Raw genomic sequence first — 22,050 nt, 5'->3', positions numbered from 1 at the left:
AAGTGTATCATTCGGGAAAAACGAAAATACGGCTTCGTGCGTGGATTGAGCGTATCTAATGAGTGAATGAGCGAATACTAGCTAAGTCATTGGCCGTAAATGCGTATGTTGGTAGTCTATGCAGACAAATAATACAGAAACCGGGCGCATTGTTGCCATTGATGTGGTGCGGGGATTAGTGATGGTGATCATGGCGCTGGATCACGTCCGCGATTTACTACATCTTCCTGCTCTTACGCAAAACCCCACCGACCTGACCACAACCACCGCGCCTATTTTCTTAACCCGCTGGGTTACCCACCTCTGTGCACCCACCTTTGTTTTCTTGTCAGGCACATCGGCTTTTTTATCACTTCGAAAACGCAGTCTACAAGATATAAAATTGACTGACAATCAGTTTATTAGTTCATCGTCAAGCGCTTTTTTGCTTCGGCGCGGGCTGGTGCTGATTTTGCTGGAGCTTACCCTGATCAACTTCGCATTCTGGACCGATATCCAGTTCCGGTCGCTGATGTTGCAAGTTATTTTTGTGATTGGCACGGGGCTGATCCTGCTATCGTGGCTGTCTAAATTTCCTGTTCGCTGGCTGGCTGTGGCTGGGCTGGTGATCGTGTTTGGCCATGATCTGCTTACGTCCCTGTCGCCCTTTGCCAGTGCTCCTGCGCGGCTGGCGTGGTCACTACTATTCCGAACGGATGTGTTTCCTTTTGGAACCGATTTCATCCTGTTGGTGGCATATCCCATAATCCCGTGGTTTGGGATTATGCTGCTGGGGTATGCCTGCGGTCCATTTATAAACCAGCCTGTAACAGTCAGAAAGATGCGTCTTTTGCAGGCAGGGGCCATTTGCCTGGGTGTTTTCCTGGCGCTACGTCTGCTGAACCTATATGGTGATCCGACTCCGTGGACCATTCAGAAAAGCCCCTTATTTACAATCTTATCTTTCCTGAACGTCAGTAAATATCCACCCTCGCTACTGTATACGGCGCTGATGTTGGGCATCATGTGCGGTTTGCTCTGGCTAGCCGATGGACCTGATAATAGGTTTACGCGCCTGCTGAGGGTCTATGGCAACGTACCATTATTCTATTACCTCATCCATTGGTATCTGGTAAAACTGGCCATGATTCTTACGATCCTGATCCAGGGCTATGCGCTGCACGACATGCCGCTTGGACCACTCAATTTTGGTCGTCCGCCCGCAGCCGGGGTGTCATTGCCAGTGGTCTACGTGGTCTGGCTGCTACTGGTCGCGTTGCTCTACCCCCTTTGCCATTGGTACGGACGTTACAAAGCCAACCACCCTCAATTAACCTGGCTGCGCTACATCTAGACAGTATGCCGTTCTACGCTCAGAAAGTATTGACCGTCAACACTTTTTGCTATGTACCGTGTTATAGCTGATGAACAACATCTCATCGCTATGCAAACTATTTTCCAATTAGATGCTAATGAACTCAACGAGCAGTTCGTGCAACGCCTGTGTACCTTCTACGCAGGCCACAAAGTAAAAATTACGGTGGAGGAAGAGGACGTTCCGTCGCTGTTGTCCGGCCCAATGACCACGCCCACCAGCACGGTCCCCACGGCCTACCAGCCCCCCAGAACCCCGCAAGACGCTGAAGTCAACTCACTCACCAGCAACTTGTTGTTCGGAAGGGCGTGATTACAGTGTGCAGTTCTACAGTATGCAGTATGCAGTGTTGCTGACGCAAGTGGATGTTCGCGTCAGCAACACTGCATACTGCATACTGCATACTGTAGAACTGCATACTGTAATCACTACATACTGTTCACTGTTCTGTAGTATCGCACGTCGCCGGGGACAGTGGCCAGAAGTTGCTCGGTACGTTCGGGGCGGGCGTCGGTGATGAAAAGCTGGCCGAAGGAGCCTTCCGTAATGCGCTGAATGAGCTTGGCAATACGCCCGTCGTCAAGTTTGTCAAAGATGTCGTCGAGCAGCAAAATGGGTTTGGTCTGCTTGGCGGCCATCAGTTGGTCGAACTGCCCCAGCCGGAGAGCAATCACAAACGTCTTTTGCTGTCCCTGCGACCCAAACCGTTTCAGCGCCATGCCATCGATTAAGAACTCGAAATCGTCGCGGTGAATACCCATGGTGGTGCGTTGCATGGCAATGTCGCGGCTCCGGTTTTGTACAAACAGGTCATCGAACCCCATCTTGCTTACGTCCGAGTCATACACGATGGTGATAGCCTCGCGGGCATCGCTCAGGTAGGTGTAATGCGACTGTACGTCGGGCAGCAGCTCGGTGATGAAACGTTGTCGGCGTTCGTAAATCCGCTGACCTATATACAGTAGCGGTTCGTCGTAGGTGTCGAGCAAATCGTGGTCAACGGGTCGACCATTGCGATCTGAAAATAGCTTGAGCAGGCTGTTGCGCTGCTTCAGCACATATTGGTACTGGAGGTAATCCTGGAGGTATTCAGGGTCAAGCTGCGACAGTACGGCATCCACAAACTGGCGACGTTCCTCGCTATGACCGCGCACCAGGTCGGTATCATTCGGAATCATGAGCACCACCGGAAACCGGCCAATATGCTCGCTCAGACGTTCGTAGGGCTTTTTATCGGCTAAAATCACCTTGCGCTGCCCCCGTTGCAGGCTAATGGTGATTTGGGTCGTGCGGTCGTGGTCGGTGTCGGGACGAACAAAAATGCCGTCGAGAATGAAATAGTCTTCGTCGTGGGTAACGCTGAGGGCATCGAGGGTCTGAAAGGCGCTTTTCGAGAGGGCCAGAAAATAGATGGCGTCGAGCAAATTAGTTTTCCCACTCCCGTTTGGACCCACAAGCACGTTCACCTGCGGGCTAAACGTGAAGAGGGCATCTTCGTAATTCTTAAAATTGGTGAGGCTTAGTTTATCGAGGTACATAAAGGCTATGGAGTACAGGAAGAAAGGAGGAAGGGAGCGGTCCGCCGTCGCGGAAAGGGATTGCTGACGCCAAAGCAATACGCTTGCGTTAGCAATCCCTTTCCGCGACGGCGGACCGCTCCCTTCCTCCTTTTTCCCTTTCCTCCTTTATCATTACTTTTGCAAGCATTTTGCCCCAGAAAGCAACAAAGATAGACCCGCTTTGTTCTCCCTGCGGACGGGCAATTTACCTCTACTTCAGCATTCAGAATGGCAACCGTTAAAGACAAGACTACGGCCAATGGCGCCGGGAACAAGAGCAACGGCAAAGCACCTGCCGCGGCCCCCGCAAAAACGCAGCACCCCAAGGAGCGGTATATGTATTGGTACGAGTCGATGCAGCTTCAGCGCAAGTTTGAAGAGAAGGCCGGTCAACTCTACGGACAGCAGAAAATTAAAGGGTTTTGCCACCTCTACATCGGGCAGGAAGCCTGCTCGTCGGGGTCATACACGGCTCTTACCAAAGACGATAAATGGATCACTGCCTACCGTGACCACGGCATTCCACTAGCCCTGGGCAGCGACCCCAAGGCCGTCATGGCCGAACTATATGCCAAGCAGACGGGATCGTCGAAAGGTAAGGGCGGTTCGATGCACATTTTCGATAAATCAGTCAATTTTATTGGTGGTCACGGCATCGTTGGTGCGCAGATTCCGATGGGCGCTGGCATCGCTTTCGCCGAGAAATATAACAAAACCGGCAACCTCTGCATCTGCTTCTTCGGCGACGGTGCCGTGCGGCAAGGTGCGTTGCATGAGGCGTTTAACATGGCCATGCTCTGGAAGCTGCCAGTGATCTTCGTGGTCGAAAACAACGGCTACGCTATGGGTACGTCGGTAGCCCGAACCTCGAACGTGACGGAGCTGTATACCATTGGTGAAGCCTACGATATGCCCGCCGAACCCGTAGATGGCATGGATGTTGAAGCAGTACATGAGGCTGTGAGCCGCGCTGCCGAACGGGCACGCGCTGGCGAAGGGCCAACTTTCCTGGAGTTTCGCACGTATCGTTACCGGGGCCACTCGATGTCTGACCCGCAGAAATATCGCAGCAAAGACGAGGTGGAAACCTATAAGCAGCGCGACCCCATCGAGACCGTAAAGCAGCATATCCTGAAAAACGGCCTGGCCACGGAAGAAGACCTGGCAGCTATTGATCAGAAAATTAAAGCCACGGTAGACGAGTCAGTGAAGTTTGCCGAAGAGTCGCCGTACCCGCCCGCCGAAGAAGCCTTCAAGGACGTGTACATGCAGAAAGATTATCCGTTTTTGATGGAGTAAAGAGGAGAATAATTCCTACTTTTGCGCCTTAAATTGCAACTTGTATGAGTAAGAAAAACTCGGGTCTGGAGTACATTGAAGACCCTGACCTGCTAGCCAACAAATTAGAGCAGGCCGAAGACTTCGTAGAAAAGAACCGAAACATCCTCATTGGTGCCGCCGTGGGCGTTGTGGCTATTATTGCCCTCTTCTTTGGCTACCGCTATTACCAGAGCACCCGCAACGACGAGGCGCAGGCCAAACTGTTTGCGCCCGTGATGAAGTTCGAGCAGGACTCGCTGAAACTGGCCCTCAACGGCACCCGGCAATCACCCGGTCTGTTGGCCGTAGCCGACGAATACGGTTCGACTAAAGCGGGTAATCTGGCGCACCTGTACGCTGGTATTGCCCTGTTGAAAGACGGAAAATACGATCAGGCCATTGAGCAGTTGAAAGACTTCAGCTCGTCGGACCTGTTGGTACAAGGCCGCGCTTATGCCCTCATCGGCGATGCTTACATGGAAAAGAAAAGCTACGGCGACGCGGCTGACTACTATAAAAAAGCGGCTGAATACAAGCCCAATAAGTTTTTCACGGCGGGTTATCTGATGAAACTGGCCCTTGCCTATGAGCAGGCCAAAGACAACAAAAATGCCACCGACGCTTACCAGCAGATTTTGGATAAGTATCCTAATGCTGCTGAGGCCCCTAATGCGAAAAAATACAAATCCGTACTGGAAGCCCAGGCCGGTGAGTAGTCGCAAACGCGTGTCAGTATAACACAGTGAAAGGGACGAAGCCGCATCGGGTTCGTCCCTTTTTTTAGTTTAAGGAGTTTTCTGTTGGTCTCGGTGTATCCCCCCGCCCGGACGCGGGACCAACAGAAAACTGAAAACTCTCTTCTATGTCTTCTGCCGATAAGAACCTTAGTGTATTCACCACCAACGAGTTGCCCGACGTGAGCGGGCGGCGGTTCGCCATTGTGGTGGCCGAATGGAATACCGAAGTGACCGAAGCCCTGTTTCAGGGAGCTTATAATAGGCTTATCCAGTACGGGGCCGTTGCCGAAAACGTGGTTCGTGGTAATGTGCCGGGTAGTTACGAGCTCACGCTGGCCGCGCAGTGGTACGCACAACGGGCTGATATTGACGCCGTTATTTGTATTGGCTGCGTCATTCAGGGCGAAACCAAGCATAACGACTACATCAACCACGCCGTGGCGCAGGGCCTGACCAACGTCTCGCTGAAGACCAACAAGCCCGTCATTTTCGGTGTATTAACCCCCAACACCCAGCAGCAGGCTCTCGACCGGGCAGGCGGCATCCACGGTAACAAAGGCGACGAGGCCGCCATCACGGCTATCAAGATGCTGGGATTAAAGAGCGAAAGCGTGAATGAGTGAAAGAGTGTTCGCAACGGCGTATAGCTGAGGCAACTGCTTTTTTACTTTTTCGCTCTTTCACTCATTCATTCTTTCACTCTTTCACTATGTACGTCTGGAAATTTGGCGGAACCTCGGTTGGAAAACCCGAGCGGATGCACTCGATTCGAAAATTGATTACGGCTGATGCCAGCCGGAAAGTAGTTGTGCTCTCGGCGCTGTCGGGCACAACCAATGCGCTATTGTCATTTGGTGAGTCGTTGAAAAACGGGGCCGACGACGAGGCGTTTGAGAAGATCGAACACCTCAAAGCGCACTACGACAATTTCGTGCGCGACCTCTACAAAACGTCCGATGGTTTGGCCGCCGGGCAGCGGATCGTGGAGAACGAGTTTTCGTTTATCCGGTCGCTGACACGCATCAAGCCGTTCACACTAAAGCAGGAAAAAGAACTGGTGGCCGAAGGTGAGCTGCTCAGCACCCAACTTTTTGCGGCTTACCTGGCCGAAGAGGGCGTGTCGTCGGTGCTGTTGCCCGCGCTGGAGTTCATGCGGATTGATGCCGACAATGAGCCTGAACTGGACAAGATCGAGCAAAACCTGCGCGAGATGCTGCCGCCCCACGCCGATAAGCAGATCATCGTAACGCAGGGCTTCATATGCCGCAACCCCCGTGGCGAAGTAGACAACCTCAAGCGCGGCGGCTCCGACTATACGGCGTCGCTGATTGGTGGGGCTATCCGGGCCGACGAAATCCAGATCTGGACCGATATCGACGGGATGCATAACAATGACCCGCGCATTGTGAAAAACACGTTCCCCATTCGGGAATTGACGTTTAACGAAGCGGCTGAACTGGCGTATTTCGGCGCGAAGATTCTGCACCCCTCCACCATTACGCCCGCCAAACTGCGCGGCGTACCCGTCCGGCTAAAAAATACGATGGACCCTGACGCACCCGGTACCTTAATCTCCGACCAGATTGCGCAAGCCACTGATGGCCAGGTGTTTAAAGCTATAGCAGCGAAAGACGGCATCACGGCGCTGTATATCCACTCGACCCGGATGCTCAATGCTTATGGCTTTTTGCGCCGTATTTTTGAGATCTTCGAGCGGTTCAAAACGCCTATTGATTTGATTGCCACTTCGGAAGTGTCGGTCTCGGTTACGATTGACAATACCGATAACTTGGCGGCTATTCAGGCCGAGCTAAGTCAGTTTTGCGAGTTGGAAGAGCCTGATTATGACCAGACGATTGTGTGTATCGTAGGCAACTTTAGCTCCGACCACCCCGGCATTGCCCTGCGGGTATTGGAGGCCATGAAAGGCATTCCAATTCGCATGATTTCTTACGGCGGCACCGAGCATAATATCTCATTGCTAATGCACGGTCGTTATAAAAACGAAGCCCTAAACGCCCTAAACGAAGGCCTGTTTACGAACCACTAAGAGCCAGAACCTGTAAGGTTTCCTTCAACCTTGCAGGTTTATTAAAGCCATGACAGACCCCGAATTTCTGCAAGCTGTGAAGCGGTCAGTCCTTGAGATCGACCCGCAGGCCGAGGTGTGGCTCTTCGGCTCCCGTGCCCGTGGCGACGCCCGCCCCGACTCAGATTGGGATTTTCTGGTCTTGACCGAGAAGCACGTTAACTGGGGTTTTAAAAGTCAGGTACGTGACCAGCTTTATGAGATCGGATTCCGTACCAATCACATAATTAGTACAGTCATTCAATCCACAACTGATTCCCCTTTCTGGATGGTCACTGAATTGTATCAGAACGTTGTTGAGGAAGGTAAAAAGCTATGACTTAGATTTGTCATTCAAAATCAACATATTCATAATTCACTAAAATGGCTTACTTACTTTTCATTGATGAAAGCGGTACAGACAATGTTTCACCTTACGAAGTATTGGCTGGAGTAGCGATTGAGGATAAAAATTTATGGAAACTGATTAAAGAAATTCATTTGTTAGAAATACGGTTATTTGGAATAAGGTATAAACAATCCGTTGGTGATGAAATCAAGGCAAAAAAGTTTCTGAAGACAAAAGTATTTAGACTAGCTAAACAAGGACAACTTGCTCATTTAGATCCTTTTCAGAAGTCTGAATTGGTGAAATCGTGTCTGTTAACTGGGGAGTCAACAACGAAAGATGAGCTGACTGCAATGGCACAGGCTAAGCTCGATTATGTTGATCAGGTCTTAAAACTGTGTGATAAATATGGTTGTAAGATTTTTGCCTCAATCCTTTTAAGAAAACTTGAAAACAATGAGTTAAATGTATCCTACTTGCGAAAAGATTACATTTATTTATTTGAGCGTTTTTTTTATTTCTTGGAAGATTGTCAGCATGAGCAGCAGGGAATTATCGTGTTCGATGAGCTTGACAAAACGAGAAGTTACACTATTATAAACCAAATGGACACCTATTTTAAACGAACAGAAAAAGGTATTCTACGATCAACACTTGTATTGCCAGAGCCGTTTTTTGTTCATAGCGATTTAACGACGGGTGTTCAACTTGCTGACTTAGTCGCTTATATTATATCGTGGGGGTTGCGCCTGAAACGAATGACAAAAGAACGTAGAGCGGAGCTAGATACTCTATCGAAGCTAGTTAAGCAGATGAGTTATATTACAGAGCGTGTGTTCAATGGCGAGAAGCAGCGAACATCAAGTATAGCTCTAATAGAAAACAAAAAAGGCAATGCCAGTTTCCCGATCAAAGCCTCCGAACCAGAAACGGATCCAATACAATAAAAGTTTTGTACTCCTAGAATTTCTTTAGCTATGCTACAAATACCCTTCATCCGCGACAACAAGGAACTGACGCTGGCGGGTCTTCGCAAACGCAATTTTGCCAATGCTGAAGCCGTTGTTGAGCAGCTGCTGGACCTCGATCAGCAGCGGCGCGATACGCAGAAGACCCTCGACGATGGACTGGCCCGTCAAAACGCTATTGCCAAAGAGATTGGGCAGTTGATGAAAACTGGTCAGAAAGAGGCCGCAGAAGCCGCTAAGGCCGAAACCGCCGATCTGAAAGCGCAATCGAAAACGCTGACCGACCAACTCGCCGATCTGGAACAGCAGTTACAGGCTATCCTGGTCACGGTCCCCAACCTACCCCACAGCAGCGTTCCTGTGGGCCGCTCTGCCGAAGACAATGAGGTGGTATTGGAATGGGGCGAAAAGCCTATCCTCCACGCCGACGCGCAACCGCACTGGGAACTGATAAAACGTTACGGCCCCAACGGTGGTCCGATGATTGATTTTGACCTGGGTAACAAGATTTCGGGTGCAGGCTTTCCGGTGTACAAGGGTAAGGCGGCCCGGCTGCAACGTGCCATGATCAATTTCTTCCTGGACGAGGCCCTGGCGGCGGACTACAGCGAAGTGCAACCGCCCATTGTCATCAACGAGGCGTCGGGCTTTGGTACGGGTCAACTGCCTGATAAAGAGGGACAAATGTACTACGCCACCGCCGATGAACTCTACCTGATACCTACCGCCGAGGTGCCCATTACCAACCTCTACCGCGACGTGCTGGTAGCCGAGGCCGAACTGCCCATTAGGCATGTGGGGTATACACCCTGTTTCCGGCGCGAAGCCGGTTCGTGGGGGGCACACGTACGAGGGCTGAACCGGCTCCATCAGTTCGACAAAGTAGAGATCGTGCGGATCGAGCGGCCCGAAAACTCATACGCGGCCTTGGAGCAGATGAGCCAATATGTGCAGGGGCTGCTGCAAAAGCTGGAGTTGCCCTACCGCGTGCTGCGTCTCTGCGGGGGCGACATGGGCTTCACGTCGGCGTTGACGTATGATATGGAAGTATGGTCGGCGGCGCAGGGGCGGTGGCTGGAAGTAAGCTCAGTCAGTAATTTCGAGACCTATCAGGCCAACCGTCTGAAACTCCGCGCCAAACTCGACGGCAACAAACCCACTTTGCTGCACACCCTCAACGGCTCGGCGCTGGCTCTGCCGCGCATTGTTGCTTCTATTCTGGAAAACAACCAGACACCCGAAGGCATTCGCATCCCCGCCGTGCTGGTGCCGTATTGTGGGTTCGAGGTAATCTCATAACAGTATGCAGTTCTACAGTATGCAGCGCTCTGGAGTAAGCAATACTGCATACTGTAGAACTGCATACTGTCAAAGTTTCAAGTGCCGCTCGGTCATGTGGTGGTAGCTGAGTTGCTGCCTGATCTGTTCGGCCGCTTCAATGATGCGTTCACCGTCTTTGGTGTCGTAATCGTTCTTAATCAGCGCGTTGCCCTCAGCAATGGCCTTGTCGGGCTGGTCGAGGAGGAGGTAGAGCTTGCCGAGGTTGAAATAAGCTGAGTACCGCATTTTCCGGTCGGGCTTTTCGTCCTGCGTATACTTGCCTTTGAGCGACTCGAAATAGTCGATCAGGGGTTGCAGGTTGGCCGACAGCGTCGTGAGCGGCTCGGTAGCTTTCATTCCCTTCATCAGCGTCTGTACGGCCCTGATGGCTTCCTGCTGCACATCATATTCGGGATGCTTCTTCGAATCCAGAATCCACAAATGGTCGCGGTCGCTGATGGGTACGTAGCCGTAATTGTTGGCCAGGGCATAGTTCACCGTATTAATGCCGACATTTACGAAGTCGTTAATCAGGTTGCGACGGATTGATAGCTGTCCATCGCGAAATGCCCGCGAGGCATCGTACGAGTTCCGATATTCGTCTGACCGGTAGGTAAGCGTCTGGTTGAGCCAGCCTTTATTGACAACCACACTGGGTAACGCTTGGGCATCGGCGGTGGCGGGTGTGGTGGCTTTGGCTAAAAATCGGTTGGTGGGTGCGTCGGCCGGGGGGGCTTTGGCACTAACCTGATCGCTGGTTTTGGGGCCGTTAATCTGGTAAGTGCCCAGCCCTTCGTAGGTGGCTACCTGGCGGTAGTAGTAGTTGGTCCCCGTCACCTTGCCGTCTTTATCTTTGACCTGCTCTGTGCGGGTTTCGACCTCCGATTTCAGAAAACGAAAATCAGTCAGCCGAACAGTGATACCAACCGTTGGGGCCTGTTGCACCTTGCCAAAGCCCGACAGATTGATTTTTTCATAGACATCATCTGACGGATAAGCCTCTGAAATAATGGGCGATACTTCCAGTCGAATGCCAAACGTGCGCTGATCGACAGGCACATACTCGCGGGGCAGCTGAATGTAGCTTACGTCGAACGAAAACTTGTCGAGGTCGACTTTCTGGGCCATTACACCTGCTGAGGCAATGACAGTCACAAGCAAATAAATGGGAAAGAGACGGGTAAAGAATCTGAGCATATGTCTGTAGTTTGACCGTAAAAATGCTCAAATATATACGTCTCCCATAGCATTGCCCAACACGGCGCTATGGCGCTTTAGCAATCGCAGGAGTAGTTGGCATAACCCGGATAAAGCGGCGACAGCCGACCGTCAATGCTCACCACCCGGTCGAGCGGAATCTGTTGACCGTCGGTCAGAACAAGCGTTTCCAGGCCGTTTTGCGCGTTGATGCCAACTACCATTGCGTCGGCTTTGATAAATTCGTTGAGGTCAGTCAGGTATTCGAGCCGGACATATTTGCGGGGTTCAATGGCTGCCTTAAAGTCGGTGATATCTGTGGTTGTCATAGAAGGAAGAAACAAGAGGTGAGAAGCAAGAGGCAAGATTTTGAGCGATTACATCTTGTCTCTTGCTTCTCACCTCTTGTTTCTCATCAAACAAAAAGAGCCGGTCAACTAGTTGCATAGATGACCGGCTCAACGGTAGGGGGTATACGCGGATTTAGTCGGCCGTTTCGAGGGCTTTCGTAAACTCGCGGAGGATCACCTCTTTCATGGCAATCTTCCGCTTTTGCGTGTTGATTTTGTTCAAAATCTGCTTGTCTTCAGGAATTTCGGGGTCCAGTCCGTCGGCATCCTGCATGGCAAAATGAAGATCGTTTTTCTCCCGTTTCACCAGGTATTCCATCTCCCTGATCTTGGTCCGCAGTTGTTCTGCCTGACTTTTCAGGTCGAAAGCAGGGTATTTGCGGTCGAGGACGCGGCCCAGGTAGCTTAGCTCAAAAATCTTGTCGCAGGCAGCGCGGAAGCGTTCGTTGATCTGCTTGTCTTGCAGCTTAAACGGTACTTTCACCTCCTTCCAGGCATTGAGCAGTTCCTTGGCGCGGTTGGCCGAATCGAAGATGGCTTTGCCCTGGGCTTTGGCGAGTTTTTCGGCTTCGTCGGCCATTTTCATCTGCGCCTCAATGCGGGGGTCAACCTTTTTCTCATACACAATACCCTTCGACTCGTTATAGCGGTTGAAGACATATTGCACGGTGCGCTTAAAGCGTTTGAAGAGCTTGCCGCCTTTCTTGATCGGCACTTCGCCCACCGTTTTCCAGGTGTTATTGAGCTTCCGAATCTCCTGGTACGACACCTCCAGATCGTTACCCCGTGCGGCGCGTTCCACCAGCCGAATGAGTTCGTCATACTGGTCGAGACGTTCCTGGATAACCTTGTTTTGCTCGTTGAAGAACTCGCGGCGGCGCTGGAAAAAACCGTCCATCAATTCCTGAAACTGGGTCTCCACTTCGGCCTCTACCGACTTGTCGACGGGGCCTGTTTTGATCCATTTCGTCTTGATTTCCTGGAGCGCTTCAGCGGTGGGTTTCCAGTCATCGCTACCCGCAATCACCTCGGCTTCACCAATCAGCGCACGCTTGATTTCCAGGTTCTTGAGCTGGTTCGTGTGGATCAGTCCTGAGAGTACGTCTTCGAGCTGATCGAGCCGGTCAAGCAGGGGGGGGAAGTCGCCTATGGCATCGAAGCTGAGTAGCTTCTTCCTGAGTTGCAGCAGTTTAGTGAGGTACGAGCCTTTGTTTTGGGCGTCCGTCACTTCCTCCTCCAACTGGGCAACCTTACTTTGAGCAATGATAAAGCGGTTCTTAAAGTAATCGAGTGCTTCTTGCTCGGTGCGTTTCACTTCGCCGATCTGGCGGTCTGGATAGTCGAGGTAGCCTTTCAAAAATACCTTTCCGTCTGCGACGTAACCGTATTCATCTACCAATGAAGCGTTTTCCATTTTTCCTTACTGAAGGGTCCTTCTGGGGTTATTTACCGATATTTGCCCCACCACAAACATAGACAAAAAATGAGCCAGGAAACCATTATCTTTTCTATGGCGGGTGTGAGTAAAATTATTCCCCCCAACCGACAAATCCTAAAGAACATATACCTTTCCTTCTTTTACGGCGCCAAAATAGGGGTGCTGGGACTCAACGGTTCCGGCAAATCTACGCTGCTCCGTATCATCGCCGGAATCGATAAAAGTTACAACGGCGAGGTCGTATTTTCACCCGGTTATTCGGTCGGTATGTTGGAGCAGGAACCCCTGCTCGACCCCACCAAAACCGTCCGCGAAGTAGTGGAAGAGGGCGTGCAGGAGGTGGTTGATCTGCTAAAAGAATTTGATCAGATCAACGAAGCCTTTGGTGATGCCGACGCCGATTTCGACAAGCTCATTGCCCGGCAGGCCGAGGTGCAGGAAAAACTCGACCACCACAACGCCTGGGAACTCGACACCAAGCTGGAACGGGCTATGGATGCCCTCCGCACGCCCCCGTCCGACGCCCTCGTGGGTACGTTGTCGGGTGGTGAAAAACGCCGCGTGGCCCTGTGCCGCCTGCTGCTGAAAGAACCCGACGTGCTGCTGCTCGACGAACCTACCAACCACCTCGACGCCGAGTCGGTGCTGTGGCTGGAGGAGCACCTGCGGCAGTATAAGGGTACGGTCATCGCCGTTACCCACGACCGGTATTTCCTCGACAACGTAGCGGGCTGGATTCTGGAGCTTGACCGCGGCGAGGGTATCCCCTGGAAAGGCAACTACAGTTCGTGGCTCGATCAGAAACAACAACGACTAGCGAAAGAAGAGAAAACCGAATCGAAGCGGCAAAAGACCCTGCAACGCGAACTGGAATGGGTGCGCATGGCTCCCAAAGCCCGGCAGGCCAAGTCGAAAGCTCGCCTCGGTGCCTATGAGCGTCTGCTGGACGAAGACTCGAAACAGCGCGACGAGAAGCTCGAAATCTTCATCCCCGCCGGTCCGCGCCTGGGTAACAAAGTAATTGAAGCTCAGGATGTTGCCAAAGCCTTTGGCGACCGGCTGCTGTTTGAGCACCTTGAGTTTAAGCTGCCACAGGCGGGCATTGTGGGCATCATTGGCCCCAACGGCGCAGGCAAGACTACGCTCTTCAAACTCATCACCGACGCCTACAAACCCGACGCCGGTACGTTTGAGGTGGGCGAGACCGTGAAGGTGGCTTACGTCGATCAGGAACACGACGGCCTCGACCCCAACAAGACCGTGTACCAGACCATCGCCGACGGAAACGACTGGATCATGCTGGGCGGTAAGCAGGCCAACGCCCGCGCCTATTGCAGCCGGTTCAACTTTGCCGGGGCCGATCAGGAAAAGAAAATCGGGACGCTGTCGGGTGGGGAGCGCAACCGGGTGCACCTGGCCATGACGCTGAAAGAAGGGGCCAACCTGCTGCTGATGGACGAACCAACCAACGACCTCGACGTGAACACATTACGGGCGTTGGAAGAGGGTCTGGAGAACTTCGCCGGTTGCGCCGTGATCATCAGCCACGACCGCTGGTTCCTAGACCGTGTCGCCACGCACATCCTTGCCTTCGAGGGCGACAGCCAAGTTTATTGGTTTGAAGGTAATTTCTCCGACTACGAAGAAAACCGCCGCAAACGCCTCGGCACCGACGCCACGCCCAAGCGGATTCGGTATAAGAAGCTGGCGTAGGAGAGGAGTAATGGCAATGAGGTTAAAGGCGTTTTTTGCCATCCCGACGGAAGGAGGGATGACAAAAAACGCCTTTAACATGAACAGCCTTTTGACCAAGATCACTTATCACCGCTGAATTAGGAGGCGGGTGGTGGTGGCGGGCTGGCCGGTGGGGGTGATACTCATGAGGTATAACCCGTTGGGCAGCGCGGCGGTGCCGAACCGATAGGGCCCGTCGGTGGGGGCATCTACCTGGTTCACGAGCAGTGACCGGCCCGCCAAATCGGTCAGGCCGATGGTGGTTGGCGTGCCCGCTGCGGCCTGGAGGTCAATCAGCACCACGTCCTGCGCCGGGTTGGGCCAGATACGGAATAGTGAACCAGACTCAGCGTTTGTTGCTAATCGGCCACTGTTGGCTGGGCAGCCTACCGTTACGAGTATCCACTGTTGGCTGGTGGCCGTGCTCGACGTGGCCTGCACAATGTCGCCGCCCTCGGTGGTGTTGGCCCCTTTTACCTCGATGGCCTTACCCGAATTTCGGTTGGTGAAGGTGAAAAAACCGCTTGTGTTGCGCTGAATGGCCCATTGCTGGAAACTGCCGCCCCAAAATGTCCACTGTTGCAACGGGCTTTGGTCGGCGGTAGAGGCGTTGGGTACGTCGATGCTTTTACCCGTGTGTAGCACCGTGATGCGATAGAAGCCAGGGTCGGTGGGCTGAATTTTCCACTGCTGCCACATCTGGCTGGTGTTGGCATACTGCCGAATCAGCGCCCCGTCGTTGGGTTGCCCTGTGGTGACGCCCAGTACCTTGGCGCTACTCCGCGACTGGATACTGTAGCAGGCAATAGGGTCTATCTGGGTAGCCGTGGTAGACACCACCGTCGAGGATACCGCGCAGGTAGCTTGCTCAATGCGCCATTGCTGGGCCTGAGTGCTGTTGGCGGTATACTGCGAAACAACGCCCCCGTCGGCTTGACTGTTGCCGTCCACGTTGAGCAGCTTGCCCGAATGCCGTGCTACCAACTGGTAATAGCCCTCGGCGTCGCGACGGATAGTCCACTGCTGCTGATACGCCCCCGCATAGGCCCACTGTTGCACGGGCGCACCGTCGCTGGTAAGCCCCCACTGTACGTCCAGCACCTTGTTGCTGTGGGTGGCTATGAGCTGATAATAGCCGTCGGAGGTGGGGGTGAATTTCCATTGCTGCCACGCCTGATTGGCATCGGTGCGCTGCCGCACGGTACCCCCGTCGGTTTGGTCACCCGCTTCGACGCCCAGCACTTTTCCACTCACCCGCGCCGTTAGGCGGTAGCAACTGCCAGACGTAATCACCACCGATGCCGACGCGGGTGGTGTCGCTGGCGTCGCGCTGACTTCCACGCCCCCCGTCCAGGCGCTGCCCCGTCGGGTAAATACGCGAAAATAATAGAGCTGCCCCGGCGCAAGGTCGGTAACCACCAGCGAGGTAGACAACCCCTGGTACATCACTTTGCCGCCGTCAAAGGCTGCCCCGGTGGCCGTGAAGCTGCTGTTGGCGGTGTAGGCCAGGTCTACGGGGCGGTTAATAAAACCCGAACCGGCTTTGGCCACCACCAGTACGTTATCGAACGCCACGGTGGGGTTGGTCCAGTTCAGCCGCACGGCGTTGGTCAAGGTGGTGGCGGTCAGGCCCGTGATAGCCAGTTTGGGCGAGTTGCAGTCGGGGTAAATTTTCACCGAATCCTGCGCCACCAGCCCACCGGCATCGGTCACTTTCAGCGTGATGAAGTAGTAGTACGTTTCGCCGTCGCACCCTACCGGCGAGACGGTCACTACGGGTGTAATGCCCACGCCGCTCATGACGGGTTCGCGGTGTTCATGGTTGTTGTGCCGCAAGCTCACCTGCCATTCCGAGATAGCCGTGGTGGGCACTTCGTCGGTGATGTTGGCCGTGAGGGTGTAGCTGGTGGCCTTGTCGAGCGGGTAAAGGGCGTTGGCTACCGGACTGGTAATTTTGGCGGTAGGGGGAAGGTTGTTGAGCGATACCCGCAGGGTGGTGGTTGCTGCCAGCCCTTTGCTGTCGGTCACTTTTAGTTGCACGGTATAGCTCAAAATAAGCCCCTGCCCCAGCTTACCCGGTTTGGCCACAAACACATGGGTAGGGTTGGCTGTAGTGCCAAATGTACTACCATCGCCAAAGTCCCATTCGTAGGTGAGTGCGTCGCCGTCGGGGTCGGTTGAGTTGCTGCCCGTGAAGGTGACGCTCAGTGGCGAGGTGCCCGTCAGCGAGGTAGACGTAGCCACGGCCACCGGCGGGCGGTTGCCACCATAGGCGATTTTCATAATCTCGCCGGTATTGATGTTTACGTAATACAGCGCCCCATCGAGCGGGTTCATTTCCACGTCGACAATGCCTTTGCCGGCACCATTGGGTAGGAAATCACGCACAGTACCTACCGTGCCGTTGGTGTTGAGCGTCGCCGATCTGATCCAGTTGGCCCCGTAGTCGGCAAAAAAATAGGTGTTTTGCCAGATGGCGGGGTATACCGTACCGTTATAAAAGGCGCCTGCTGTCGAGGCGTTTCCCCGAAAGGGCGTACCCACCGTACCCGTAGTGGCGGTTTCGCTGATGGTGGTGGCGGTGGCCAGGGTGCCGCTGAACGTGGGGCTTCTGGCAATGTCCTGGCCATGATTCCAGTCCAGGGCGGGGCGGCTGTGGATGTAGCGTCGTTGCAGACCGGGCAGGGGCAGGTTGCTGCACGGGTTGGTCACGGCCACCGTGATGGAGTTGGGGTTGGTGGCTTGCTTTAGCAGGTTGGCAAAGGTTAAAAACGGCTTCGGGCATGCACCGGTTGTCCCTGTCGATGCTGGGTTGGGTTCGTCTTTGTTTTCCAGTGTCTGGGCGGCGGCGGCGTAGCCCGAATGTTCGGTGAGGCCTTCGTAGATGGGCCATCCCGCGTTTTCGCCGCCCCGCTGCACGATGTGCATGTCTTCCCAGGTGCCCCAACCCACGTCGCCGATGAGCAGTGTGCCAGGGTTGCCGTCAGTGGCCAGGGTACTGCCGGTGCCGGGCTGAAAGGTCATGCGGTAGGGGTTGCGCAGCCCCAATGTCCACACCCGCGACTGCGCCGACCGGGGCTTGGTGGCGTCGTAGAAGGGGTTGCTGGGCAGGCCGTCGCCCGTGGCGGGGTCTATACGCAGCACCTTGCCGCAGTGCGAGTTGAGCAACTGCGCCCGGAAGGCCCCTACGTTCTCGTTAGGGCGAATGATGCCATCGTTGAGTGCCGCCTGAAAATAGGTGTCGGCTGCACTGCCAATATCCGTGACGTTATAACTGGCATTATCGCCTGTTGACAGCATCAGCGTGCCGTCGCGGCCAAATACCAGCGTACCGCCCGCGTGCGACTCGTGCAACAGCGGTACGCCCGTGCTGGGGCTTTCGCCCAGCAGCACCTTCCGGCTGGTGGCGTCAGTGGTTAGCAAGCCATTGACGGTAAGCAGTTTATAGCGGGTAACACGGCTGATGGTGGCGTTGAAGTACTCGTCTTTGGTGGCCGAATACGCGGCCGTGCCCGCGTTCATCAAATGGTGCCGGTCGACCATGTAGTAGAGATACACCAGGCCGTTTTGGGCGTAGTTGGGGTCGAGGCAGAGGCTGAGCAGACCAAAGTCGCGCCAGTTGCCAACTTCTTCGCTGATGTCGAGGGCGGGCGTGGTTTGCTGAATATACTGTACGCCGTTCCAGGACGACACATACACGCGCCCAGCCTTGTCCCAGATAAACTGCCGCTGTCCGTCGGGTGTGAAGAGCACGCCCATTGGCGCAATGTAGCCTTCCTGCGTTTTGCTGTTGGAAAATCCGGTGGGGAGCGACTGGCCATGTAGCGAAGTAGCCACCAGCCAACCAATTAGTATGGATAGAATGCGTTGCCAGCGCCGGGTGTTCAGGCCAGAGGGTGAGGTAAACATTTCGTCAAATCGTCTATGGGTTATGCACTACGCTACTTCTTGACGCATAGGTAACTAGTGGTCACAAAACCCAGCCCATACAAAATGCCAAAACCCCACCAGACTCGTTCTGGTGGGGTTTTGATGTGTTTGCTAAGCCGTTTATTGCTTACTCGGTAGCCTTCTCTTCAGCAGGAGCGGCAGCAACGGGTGCTTCGCTGGCGGCAGGAGATTCGTCGGTGCTGGCGGCTGCTTCCGGTGCTGCTTCGGCTTCGTCGGCGGTGGGAGCTGCGGGTTCGGTCACGGTAAATACTTCTGGGGCGAACTCGCGCAGAATACCGTACCAGCTAATGAGTTTACGGATGTCGGTATCGCGCACGCGCTCACGGTCATAGTCGGGCAGGACCTGACCCATGAAATTGGCAAGTTCCGAGCCATCGGCTTTCGAGGTCACGGGCAGGCTGTCGCCGAAGGTGCTGGCCACGGCCATAAACACCTCGCCGAGAGGTACCGACTGGTCGGCCTGGGCGGCATCGGGGCGGTCAACGTACATCGAAATGTCGTTCAGTACCGATACGCGGGCCTGCGGACCCATCATGGTTTTGGTTTTTTTAGCGTCGATAGTTTCGACAATAACGCCTGAACGGCCCGGTTTCAGAATCCGGTACAGGCCGGGGTAGCCAGAGACATTGGCTATGGTTTTTAATGCTTCCATACGTAGGGGCAAAGGTACAACCTGGGCGGGGGAAATGACAGTGAGGAACGTCGTGGTGTTCAGGATTCAGGCCGTCTATTGATGCCATCGCTCTAAGCGATGGCATCAATAAAGAACACTCCACTTACTTGCGCGTTACACTCCCTACGTAGGCCTGATTTAGCTCGTCGATGTAGTTCAGTACCTCGTCGCGGCCCTCGCCAGAGACAGCCGAGGTGATGAAGTAAAGCGGAAACGTGTCGAAGATTTCGGACATGGCCAGCCGGTAGGCATCGAGCGCCATTTGCCGCCCGCCCGATTTCAGCTTCTCGGTTTTGGTGAAAACCATGGCAAAGGGTAGTTCCTGTTCGCCCAGCCGGGTCATGAAATCAAGGTCGATCTGCTGCGGCGGAATGCGCATGTCGATCAGCACGAAAATGCACTGAATGTTGGGCCGGGTGGTGAGGTAGCCCGAAATGATAGAAGCAAACTGCTCACGGATGGTTTTGGGTACTTTGGCGAACCCAAAACCGGGCAAATCGACCAGGTACCAGGGCTTTTCGAGCTTGGTATTGGCGTTGATGCTGAAGTGGTTAATGAGCTGCGTCTTCCCTGGCTTCCCCGACGTTTTGGCCAGGTCGTTCTTCTGCACCAGCCGGTTTATCAACGACGATTTGCCCACGTTCGAGCGGCCAATGAACGCGTATTCGGGCCGGTCGGGTTTGGGGCATTTGGCCGGGTCAGTATTGCTGATAACGAACTCAGCCGAGTGGATTTTCATGAGGCAAAGGTAATCACCGCAAATCTACCACTTCCACGCCGGGGTACTTGCTTTTGTCGAAAACGAAATAGCTGTCGGGTAGGGTGGGGTTGGGGGTGAATTTGCTGATGACGTAGCTTGTCTTCTTGCCGTTTTTGTCCGTAATCTGCCAGTTCCGCACCGATTTGTCGGCCCGGTCTACGCTGATCTGAACGTTGGCAATCTGGGCATTTTTCTTGTCAGGCTTCAGCTCGATCACGTCGGCAGTGCGGCCCCCTACTTTCTGTTCGCGCAGGTAGCTATAGGTGAAGCCTTTCTTGTAAATCGAATAGATTTTGGTGGGGTTGAAATCGCCCGATGCGCTGGCGTCGTAGTCCTGTATGTTCACCTCGTTCGACTCTTTCACGTAGGTTGACATCACGGTGCCATCGGTGAAGACCTCCTGCCCGGCGGTTTTCAGGCGAAACATGCGACCTTTCACCGATATATCGCCGGTATAGGTTTCGCGCCCGCTGATGTAGCTAAAAGCAGCCTGGTAGCTGGCTAAGGCTTTATATTTGGCGCTCATAGCGTCCAGAATAGTTTCGGCTCGTTTGTCTTTCTGAGCCAACGCCGACCCCATAGCGCCAAGCACCAACAGGGTCATATACACTACTTGTTTCATTGGAACGAATTCAATGCCCAACGCGGGCGGGCAAACTGCCAACATTGGCGAGTTAATCTATTCTTAGACGCTTTTCGAGGTGGGAAAGTTTAAAAACGCGGCTAATAGGTATCACTGGTGGCTTGGTTAGTGCCAAATTTTAACCTATTTTTTGTAACTTAGCTGATGCATAACTAGCTCCCGTAACAACAACTACTCAGGCATGTCTCAAAATAACCTCTTTTTAGTTGATGACGATGAAGACGATATTTACCTGGCACGACTCACGTTCAGTGAACATTTTCCTGACTGGAAACTGACCAGTTTTAGTGATGGTCAGGAATTGGTAGATTACGTGTCAGAACACACCACACAACCCCTGCCAGACCTTATTATTCTGGATCTTAACATGCCCCGCCTAACTGGCTTCGAGGCGCTGGCCCTGTTAAAGCAAAATCCAAACTGGCAGCGAATTCCTGTTGCGATCCTAACCACGTCAAGCAGCCCTGAAGACCGAAACCGAAGTGAGGCGCTGGGGGCCTGTGCGTTCATGACCAAACCAGCGTCAATCGACCAACTTGCCAGTCTTATTACCATCAGCAAACTAAGTGCTGCCAATAATACAGTTGACAGCGAGCACAACAGGTAACAGCCATTTTTTGTAGAGCGTAATGGCGACCTGCTCAACGCGGTCGAGGCCGAACCTGATCGGTGGGTGCCGGTACCATTTGTGTCTGGTCATTCAGCCAGTAATAGTCAGGTAACGGGTGCTATGGCTCTGTCGTCAATAAAAAACCCCATCAGAAGCACCTGATGGGGTTTTTTGTCGAAAATAGAGCAGCTAGAAGGGTTTGATATCGCCCCGGATTTCGCCACCCGGGAAGGCTGGCGTATGCAGGTTCGAATAGTAGAAACCATTTAGCAGGCTGTCGACACGGCTGGCAGTAGTGAGTGTGGCCGTGCCAATAATGGGCGATCCCAGAGCGGCAAACGGAATTTCGACGGGGCCAACGCCGGTGGTTGAGTTGTTAACCCGGTGCAGGTGGCCTGCTGTAGGGGTGAGCCCCGAATACGTCACGGTGTAGCTCAACACGCGGGTAGCCGGGTCAACAACCCCGGTGAACATACCCGTTGCCAACGATGAGTTTGGCGTAGGTTTTTCAGCCGCACCGTTCATGGCAGCCCGCAACCGTACCGGACCTGCCACGCGAATATTACCCCGGATTTCGCCGCTGGGGTTGGCTGGTGTGTGGAGGTTGGCGTAATAGAAGCCATTGATAAGGCTGTCAGCGCGGCCTTGTGATGCCAGCGTGACGGTGCCAATGATGGGCGACCCAAGAGCGGCAAACGGCACCTCGACAGGGCCAGTGCCGGTGGCCGAGTTGGGCGTGATCCGGTGTAGGTGACCCGCCGTGGGTGTGATACCCGAGTAGGTCACAGTGTAGCTCAGTACGCGAGTAGAACGGTCAAGCATACCCATGAATGTACCCGTTCCCGGCGACGAAACCGGCGTTGGACGTTCGGCAGCACCACTCAGAGTGGCTACCAGCGGTACCTGAGCGTTGGAGGCAAGTGTAGCTGAAATATTGAGTTCGCGGTGATCACAGGCGGTGAGTAACGCACCCATAGCAAGCGCCATGGCGGGTAGGTAAGTAGATCGTAGTGACATAC

General features: G+C 53.8%; 20 protein-coding genes. 11 read left to right on the top strand and 9 right to left on the bottom strand.

Features of this window, described 5'->3' with window-relative positions; translation table 11 throughout:
* Window positions 1-118: 118 nt before the first annotated feature.
* Together J2I48_RS06775 and J2I48_RS06770 are read left to right on the top strand one after the other, a co-directional pair.
* A complete protein-coding gene (locus J2I48_RS06775; RefSeq protein WP_207334653.1) occupies window positions 119-1,333 on the top strand; it encodes an acetyltransferase domain-containing protein in 1,215 nt (404 codons plus the stop codon).
* 90 nt (window positions 1,334-1,423) lie between these two features.
* Window positions 1,424-1,666, top strand: a complete 243-nt coding sequence (locus J2I48_RS06770; RefSeq protein WP_207334652.1) for a hypothetical protein — start codon at window positions 1,424-1,426, stop codon at window positions 1,664-1,666.
* Window positions 1,667-1,782: 116 nt separating this feature from the next.
* On the opposite strand, the gene recF is transcribed toward J2I48_RS06770, so the two are convergent.
* A complete protein-coding gene (gene recF / locus J2I48_RS06765; protein WP_207334651.1) occupies window positions 1,783-2,892 on the bottom strand; it encodes a DNA replication/repair protein RecF in 1,110 nt (369 codons plus the stop codon).
* Between the two features lie 249 nt (window positions 2,893-3,141).
* On the opposite strand from recF, the gene pdhA reads away from it, so the two are divergent.
* The 7 genes from pdhA (at window position 3,142) to serS (ending at window position 9,654) form a co-directional block, all read left to right on the top strand.
* Window positions 3,142-4,212, top strand: a complete 1,071-nt coding sequence (gene pdhA / locus J2I48_RS06760) for a pyruvate dehydrogenase (acetyl-transferring) E1 component subunit alpha (protein WP_207334650.1) — start codon at window positions 3,142-3,144, stop codon at window positions 4,210-4,212.
* A gap of 44 nt (window positions 4,213-4,256) precedes the next feature.
* Window positions 4,257-4,949 carry a tetratricopeptide repeat protein gene (locus tag J2I48_RS06755; protein ID WP_207334649.1) on the top strand — a complete coding sequence of 231 codons (693 nt, stop codon included), beginning with the start codon at window positions 4,257-4,259 and terminating at the stop codon, window positions 4,947-4,949.
* A 146-nt stretch (window positions 4,950-5,095) separates the two neighbouring features.
* Window positions 5,096-5,593, top strand: a complete 498-nt coding sequence (gene ribH, locus J2I48_RS06750) for a 6,7-dimethyl-8-ribityllumazine synthase (protein ID WP_207334648.1) — start codon at window positions 5,096-5,098, stop codon at window positions 5,591-5,593.
* Between the two features lie 86 nt (window positions 5,594-5,679).
* Window positions 5,680-7,020, top strand: a complete 1,341-nt coding sequence (locus tag J2I48_RS06745; RefSeq protein ID WP_207334647.1) for an aspartate kinase — start codon at window positions 5,680-5,682, stop codon at window positions 7,018-7,020.
* A gap of 49 nt (window positions 7,021-7,069) precedes the next feature.
* Window positions 7,070-7,378 (top strand): nucleotidyltransferase domain-containing protein, encoded by a 309-nt coding sequence (locus tag J2I48_RS06740; protein ID WP_207334646.1) that lies wholly within the window; start codon window positions 7,070-7,072, stop codon window positions 7,376-7,378.
* A 44-nt stretch (window positions 7,379-7,422) separates the two neighbouring features.
* A complete protein-coding gene (locus tag J2I48_RS06735; RefSeq protein WP_207334645.1) occupies window positions 7,423-8,334 on the top strand; it encodes a DUF3800 domain-containing protein in 912 nt (303 codons plus the stop codon).
* A gap of 30 nt (window positions 8,335-8,364) precedes the next feature.
* The gene (gene serS, locus J2I48_RS06730; protein ID WP_207334644.1) at window positions 8,365-9,654 is read left to right on the top strand and encodes a serine--tRNA ligase; all 1,290 of its coding nucleotides are present in this window, start codon (window positions 8,365-8,367) and stop codon (window positions 9,652-9,654) included.
* Window positions 9,655-9,723: 69 nt separating this feature from the next.
* On the opposite strand, the gene J2I48_RS06725 is transcribed toward serS, so the two are convergent.
* The 3 genes from J2I48_RS06725 to J2I48_RS06715 all read right to left on the bottom strand — a co-directional run bounded on the left by J2I48_RS06725 (window position 9,724) and on the right by J2I48_RS06715 (window position 12,636).
* Window positions 9,724-10,872 carry a hypothetical protein gene (locus tag J2I48_RS06725; RefSeq protein ID WP_207334643.1) on the bottom strand — a complete coding sequence of 383 codons (1,149 nt, stop codon included), beginning with the start codon at window positions 10,870-10,872 and terminating at the stop codon, window positions 9,724-9,726.
* Window positions 10,873-10,949: 77 nt separating this feature from the next.
* Complete coding sequence (locus J2I48_RS06720) at window positions 10,950-11,201, bottom strand: hypothetical protein (protein ID WP_207334642.1); 252 nt, start codon at window positions 11,199-11,201, stop codon at window positions 10,950-10,952.
* Window positions 11,202-11,355: 154 nt separating this feature from the next.
* Window positions 11,356-12,636, bottom strand: coding sequence for a DUF349 domain-containing protein (locus J2I48_RS06715; RefSeq protein ID WP_207334641.1), 1,281 nt, complete (start codon window positions 12,634-12,636; stop codon window positions 11,356-11,358).
* A gap of 69 nt (window positions 12,637-12,705) precedes the next feature.
* On the opposite strand from J2I48_RS06715, the gene ettA reads away from it, so the two are divergent.
* Window positions 12,706-14,373: an energy-dependent translational throttle protein EttA gene (gene ettA / locus J2I48_RS06710; protein ID WP_207334640.1), complete on the top strand. Its 1,668-nt coding sequence runs from the start codon at window positions 12,706-12,708 to the stop codon at window positions 14,371-14,373.
* Between the two features lie 108 nt (window positions 14,374-14,481).
* Here the strand turns inward: ettA and J2I48_RS06705 are convergent, their stop codons facing one another.
* From J2I48_RS06705 to lolA1, 4 genes are all read right to left on the bottom strand, one after another.
* On the bottom strand, window positions 14,482-18,303 hold the full coding sequence (locus J2I48_RS06705) for an RICIN domain-containing protein (protein ID WP_207334639.1): 3,822 nt from the start codon (window positions 18,301-18,303) through the stop codon (window positions 14,482-14,484).
* A 148-nt stretch (window positions 18,304-18,451) separates the two neighbouring features.
* Window positions 18,452-18,997, bottom strand: coding sequence for a DUF5606 family protein (locus J2I48_RS06700; RefSeq protein WP_207334638.1), 546 nt, complete (start codon window positions 18,995-18,997; stop codon window positions 18,452-18,454).
* 124 nt (window positions 18,998-19,121) lie between these two features.
* On the bottom strand, window positions 19,122-19,757 hold the full coding sequence (gene yihA, locus J2I48_RS06695) for a ribosome biogenesis GTP-binding protein YihA/YsxC (protein ID WP_207334637.1): 636 nt from the start codon (window positions 19,755-19,757) through the stop codon (window positions 19,122-19,124).
* Window positions 19,758-19,770: 13 nt separating this feature from the next.
* Window positions 19,771-20,400, bottom strand: a complete 630-nt coding sequence (gene lolA1, locus J2I48_RS06690) for an outer membrane lipoprotein periplasmic chaperone LolA1 (RefSeq protein WP_207334636.1) — start codon at window positions 20,398-20,400, stop codon at window positions 19,771-19,773.
* 202 nt (window positions 20,401-20,602) lie between these two features.
* Here lolA1 and J2I48_RS06685 point away from each other — a divergent pair, with 202 nt between their 5' ends.
* On the top strand, window positions 20,603-21,028 hold the full coding sequence (locus J2I48_RS06685; protein ID WP_207334635.1) for a response regulator: 426 nt from the start codon (window positions 20,603-20,605) through the stop codon (window positions 21,026-21,028).
* 192 nt (window positions 21,029-21,220) lie between these two features.
* Here J2I48_RS06685 and J2I48_RS06680 read toward each other — a convergent pair whose 3' ends face one another.
* Window positions 21,221-22,048 (bottom strand): CHRD domain-containing protein, encoded by an 828-nt coding sequence (locus tag J2I48_RS06680; protein WP_207334634.1) that lies wholly within the window; start codon window positions 22,046-22,048, stop codon window positions 21,221-21,223.
* Window positions 22,049-22,050: the final 2 nt, after the last annotated feature.

Source organism: Fibrella aquatilis (assembly GCF_017353255.1).
Lineage (GTDB): Bacteria > Bacteroidota > Bacteroidia > Cytophagales > Spirosomataceae > Fibrella > Fibrella aquatilis.
The sequence above is the reverse complement of the archived record's forward strand: the minus strand, read 5'-3'. Positions and strand labels throughout refer to the sequence as shown.

Coding starts and splice junctions, on each gene's coding strand:
- J2I48_RS06775 (WP_207334653.1), top strand. CDS start 119: ATGCAGACAAATAATACAGAAACCGGGCGCATTGTTGCCATTGATGTG.
- J2I48_RS06770 (WP_207334652.1), top strand. CDS start 1,424: ATGCAAACTATTTTCCAATTAGATGCTAATGAACTCAACGAGCAGTTC.
- recF (WP_207334651.1), bottom strand. CDS start 2,892: ATGTACCTCGATAAACTAAGCCTCACCAATTTTAAGAATTACGAAGAT.
- pdhA (WP_207334650.1), top strand. CDS start 3,142: ATGGCAACCGTTAAAGACAAGACTACGGCCAATGGCGCCGGGAACAAG.
- J2I48_RS06755 (WP_207334649.1), top strand. CDS start 4,257: ATGAGTAAGAAAAACTCGGGTCTGGAGTACATTGAAGACCCTGACCTG.
- ribH (WP_207334648.1), top strand. CDS start 5,096: ATGTCTTCTGCCGATAAGAACCTTAGTGTATTCACCACCAACGAGTTG.
- J2I48_RS06745 (WP_207334647.1), top strand. CDS start 5,680: ATGTACGTCTGGAAATTTGGCGGAACCTCGGTTGGAAAACCCGAGCGG.
- J2I48_RS06740 (WP_207334646.1), top strand. CDS start 7,070: ATGACAGACCCCGAATTTCTGCAAGCTGTGAAGCGGTCAGTCCTTGAG.
- J2I48_RS06735 (WP_207334645.1), top strand. CDS start 7,423: ATGGCTTACTTACTTTTCATTGATGAAAGCGGTACAGACAATGTTTCA.
- serS (WP_207334644.1), top strand. CDS start 8,365: ATGCTACAAATACCCTTCATCCGCGACAACAAGGAACTGACGCTGGCG.
- J2I48_RS06725 (WP_207334643.1), bottom strand. CDS start 10,872: ATGCTCAGATTCTTTACCCGTCTCTTTCCCATTTATTTGCTTGTGACT.
- J2I48_RS06720 (WP_207334642.1), bottom strand. CDS start 11,201: ATGACAACCACAGATATCACCGACTTTAAGGCAGCCATTGAACCCCGC.
- J2I48_RS06715 (WP_207334641.1), bottom strand. CDS start 12,636: ATGGAAAACGCTTCATTGGTAGATGAATACGGTTACGTCGCAGACGGA.
- ettA (WP_207334640.1), top strand. CDS start 12,706: ATGAGCCAGGAAACCATTATCTTTTCTATGGCGGGTGTGAGTAAAATT.
- J2I48_RS06705 (WP_207334639.1), bottom strand. CDS start 18,303: ATGTTTACCTCACCCTCTGGCCTGAACACCCGGCGCTGGCAACGCATT.
- J2I48_RS06700 (WP_207334638.1), bottom strand. CDS start 18,997: ATGGAAGCATTAAAAACCATAGCCAATGTCTCTGGCTACCCCGGCCTG.
- yihA (WP_207334637.1), bottom strand. CDS start 19,757: ATGAAAATCCACTCGGCTGAGTTCGTTATCAGCAATACTGACCCGGCC.
- lolA1 (WP_207334636.1), bottom strand. CDS start 20,400: ATGAAACAAGTAGTGTATATGACCCTGTTGGTGCTTGGCGCTATGGGG.
- J2I48_RS06685 (WP_207334635.1), top strand. CDS start 20,603: ATGTCTCAAAATAACCTCTTTTTAGTTGATGACGATGAAGACGATATT.
- J2I48_RS06680 (WP_207334634.1), bottom strand. CDS start 22,048: ATGTCACTACGATCTACTTACCTACCCGCCATGGCGCTTGCTATGGGT.